Annotated in this window: 2 protein-coding genes and 1 pseudogene; 1 reads left to right on the forward strand and 2 read right to left on the reverse strand. The window is 46.7% G+C overall.

Features of this window, described 5'->3' with window-relative positions; translation table 11 throughout:
- Positions 1 to 110: 110 nt before the first annotated feature.
- Both ACTIE6_RS20720 and ACTIE6_RS20725 read right to left on the reverse strand, forming a co-directional pair.
- Entirely contained in the window at positions 111 to 1,589 is a 1,479-nt protein-coding gene (locus tag ACTIE6_RS20720) for an aldehyde dehydrogenase (NADP(+)) (protein ID WP_439558449.1), read from the reverse strand.
- Positions 1,590 to 1,917: 328 nt separating this feature from the next.
- On the reverse strand, positions 1,918 to 2,856 hold the full coding sequence (locus ACTIE6_RS20725) for a dihydrodipicolinate synthase family protein (RefSeq protein ID WP_439558450.1): 939 nt from the start codon (positions 2,854 to 2,856) through the stop codon (positions 1,918 to 1,920).
- 360 nt (positions 2,857 to 3,216) lie between these two features.
- Between ACTIE6_RS20725 and ACTIE6_RS20730 the strand changes: the two are divergent.
- Positions 3,217 to 3,403: pseudogene (locus ACTIE6_RS20730) on the forward strand (gfo/Idh/MocA family oxidoreductase); the annotation flags it as partial.

Genomic DNA, 3,403 nt, shown 5'->3' on the forward strand with positions numbered 1-3,403 from the left:
CTACTTTCGGACGGTCATGCTGCATAAATCTCCCTGTGGTTAAGGTCAACCTATTTCAGGACGTGACACTTCCTCCCTTTCCTCCTTCCTCCATCCTCCCAAAAAAGCTATTAGCTAATCGCCCCCTTCGTTACCTCATTATTCACTGTTCTCCAAATTCCCAGCGGGTTTGCATTCTGCAATTCTTCGGGTAAAAGTTCGTCGGGCCAGTTTTGGTAGCTCAATGGTTTTGTGAAACGTTTGATCGAATCGGGACCTACTGAGGTGAACTGGCTGTTGCTGGAAGATGGGAATGAGCCGCCGTGGTGCATGGATTTACATACTTCCACGCCAGTCGGGAAATTGTTGAAAATAATGCGGCCGCATTTGTTGCGGATCACACTGATCAGTTCAGGATGTTGTTTCAAATCCTCGTTCGTCGCCAGTAAAGTCGCAGTAAGCTGACCGTGCAGCTTTTCAGCCACTGCGAGTACTTCATCTGCGTCTTTGCATTTCACGATCAATGCAAACGGACCAAAAACCTCTGTTTGCAGATCATCATTGATCAGGAAATCCACACCGGATACAGTAGCTACTGTGGCTGCGCCGTAACCTTCTTCGGCTTCGGCAGTAGCTGCGGATAGTACTTCCACACCAGCGAGGCCGGTTACCTTTTCACGGTTAATGGTATATCCTTTCGCAATGCCCGCATTCAACATCGGAGCGGGTAGTGCTTTTAGTATTTCTTCATTTAAACTCTCCACAAACAGATCCAGACCTGCTCCCTGCTCTGCTATTACGAGACCTGGATTGGTACAAAACTGACCTACGCCGAGTGTTAATGAGCCTGCATACTGCTTTGCAAGCTCTGCCGCTGCAGTCTGCAATTTTCCGGTAAACAGAAAAACAGGATTGATACTGCCCATTTCAGCAAAAACAGGAATTGGTTCCGGCCGCTTGCTGGCAATTTCCACCAATGCAAGTCCGCCGCGGTTGGAACCCGTAAAACCAACTGCTTTGATCACAGGATGCGATACGAGCGCCTGTGCTTCTTCATTGGTTTCGCAAACAATATGAGAGAAAGTACCACTCGGAAATCCGCTTTTTTCGACGCCACGCGAAATCGCGTCCGCCATAATCTGCGACGTTTTCGGGTGACCGGGATGTGCTTTTACTACTACCGGGCAACCTGCTGCAATTGCGCTCGCAGTATCCCCGCCGGCTGTTGAGAATGCAAAAGGGAAATTGCTTGCGCCAAAAACAGCTACCGGTCCTAAACCAATATTGGTTTTCCGTATATCTGGTTTGGGGGGAGTTCTGTCAGGATTGGCAGTGTCAATGCTTGCATCCAGACTGTACCCTTTTTCGAGCGCATCCGCGTAGCTTCTCCATTGGAAGATCGTTCTTCCTTTTTCTCCGGTCAGTCTGGCTTCGGGCAGATTGGATTCTTCCTTTGCTGTTTGAATCAACTCGGGTCCGAGCGCTTCAATTTCATCGGCCACAGCCCGCATTAATGCAACGCGGCTCTGGATTGAGGATTTATTTATGGTGACAAAAGCTTCTTGGGCTTTTGTCAAAACGCTTTCTAATTTCTCCTGAAATATGCTCATAGTTTCATGTTAATGATGCGGGACATTGTGCATCAGGTGACTCCTCCGGAGTCTGAATTTACTACAAATACTGTAATTTCTAGAAACAGGAGGCCGCGCTGCGGCCAGTTAGGCAACGCTCAAGTCGCTTCGTAGGAGCTTTCTTTTTGTAAAACCAATTACCTGTAATTTCTAGAAACAAAAGGTCGCGTTGATGCCAAATAAGCAATACTGCATAGCCAAGTAGCTCCGGAGGAGCTCCCTGTTTCTAGAAACCCGTTAGACGTCAGACATTCCGGCTCCAGAGGAGCCTCCTAACACCTGATGAACATGCAATCCGCAAATCTGACTATGCCAATGCAGTGTCGGCTGCCAAATTCAGGTAGTCAGGTAACACCGGCTGGGTTTCAATAGCTTTATCGATAATAGCCAATACCCTTTCTCTTTCCTCACCTTTCAACACCATTCTCGGCGCACGTACATAAGCTGAACCGATTCCTGCTCTTTCCGCAGCCAGCTTAATGTTCTGAACCAATTTTGGGTGAATATCGAGTTCCAGTAAAGGCAAGTACCAGCGGTAAACTGCCAGTGCCTCTGCATATCTTCCTGCTTTTACGAGGTTAAAAATGGCAACAGTTTCTTTCGGGAATGCATCTACCAAACCACCTACAACACCGTCAGCACCGAGCATTACTTCTTCCATGATCAGGGTATCCACGCCGCAGAAAATACGGAAACGATCTCCAAAGCGGTTGAACAGGCGCGTCACATTGCTTACGTCGCGGGTAGATTCCTTGATCGCAACAACATTCGGCTCTTTCGCAAGCTCCTCGAACATTTCAAGTGTTACCTCGATCTTATAATCAACCGGGTTGTTGTAAATCATCAAAGGTAATGCAGTGCTCTGCGCGATGTTTTTGAAGTAAGTTACGGTTTCTTCATCATCCGCTTTGTAGCGCATGGGAGGAAGCACCATCAAACCATCTGCACCGATTGTCTCAGCTTCCCTGGCAATGCTCACTGCCTCGGCTGTCGATTGTTCGGCGATACACAGCACGATCGGCATGTTTGCAGGAACCACATTTTTGGCATATTTAACCAGCTCCATTTTCTCAGCTCTGGTCAGGGTACTGGCCTCTCCCAGCGATCCGGCCACGATAGCGCCGGTAATACCTGCTTCTATCTGAGCTTCGAGATTTTTGCCAAACAAGTCAAAATCAATTGTGTCATCTGCTTTGAACGGAGTTAACAACGCAGGAAAAATGCCGTACCAGGATTCTTTGTTCATATCAATAAGTGATGTTGAAAATTCGGATATTGAATTTATTTCAAAGGTAAACGAATCGGGCGACGCTGCTTTCTCATCTTTTAATCAATTATTTACCGATTTTAACCTGGATAGCGAAAATGCCTTGCCTTTTACGGCAAATCCCATCAACGGACTAGCTGATTTTTACCCAAAATAATCAAAGCCCGCTTTTTTATAACTAAACCAACACCAATTCGGGATTTTCTTTCATTCGCCATGCAGGTCCGGCAAAAACAGATTTAAATGCCTATTTTTGGCACAGAAAGCAGGTTTATGTTGTTGGCCTGCTATACTGTTTTACATTCCTTCTAACCCGAAGACTTAACATTATCATTTACTATGTCATCTTTTGAAAACAAGAGCGCTATCCGTGTACTGGTTGTAGGTTGCGGTAATATGGGCGCTTCGCATGCATTTGCCTACCAGCTTCTGGACGGTTTTGAAATCTGCGGGATCGTTTCCACCGGCAAAAGCAAAGAGGTTTTAAATGAAAAGCTCGGCGGCGGTTACAGCCTTTACAGCGATT

Source organism: Dyadobacter sp., from assembly GCF_051859145.1.
Classification (GTDB): Bacteria; Bacteroidota; Bacteroidia; order Cytophagales; family Spirosomataceae; genus Dyadobacter.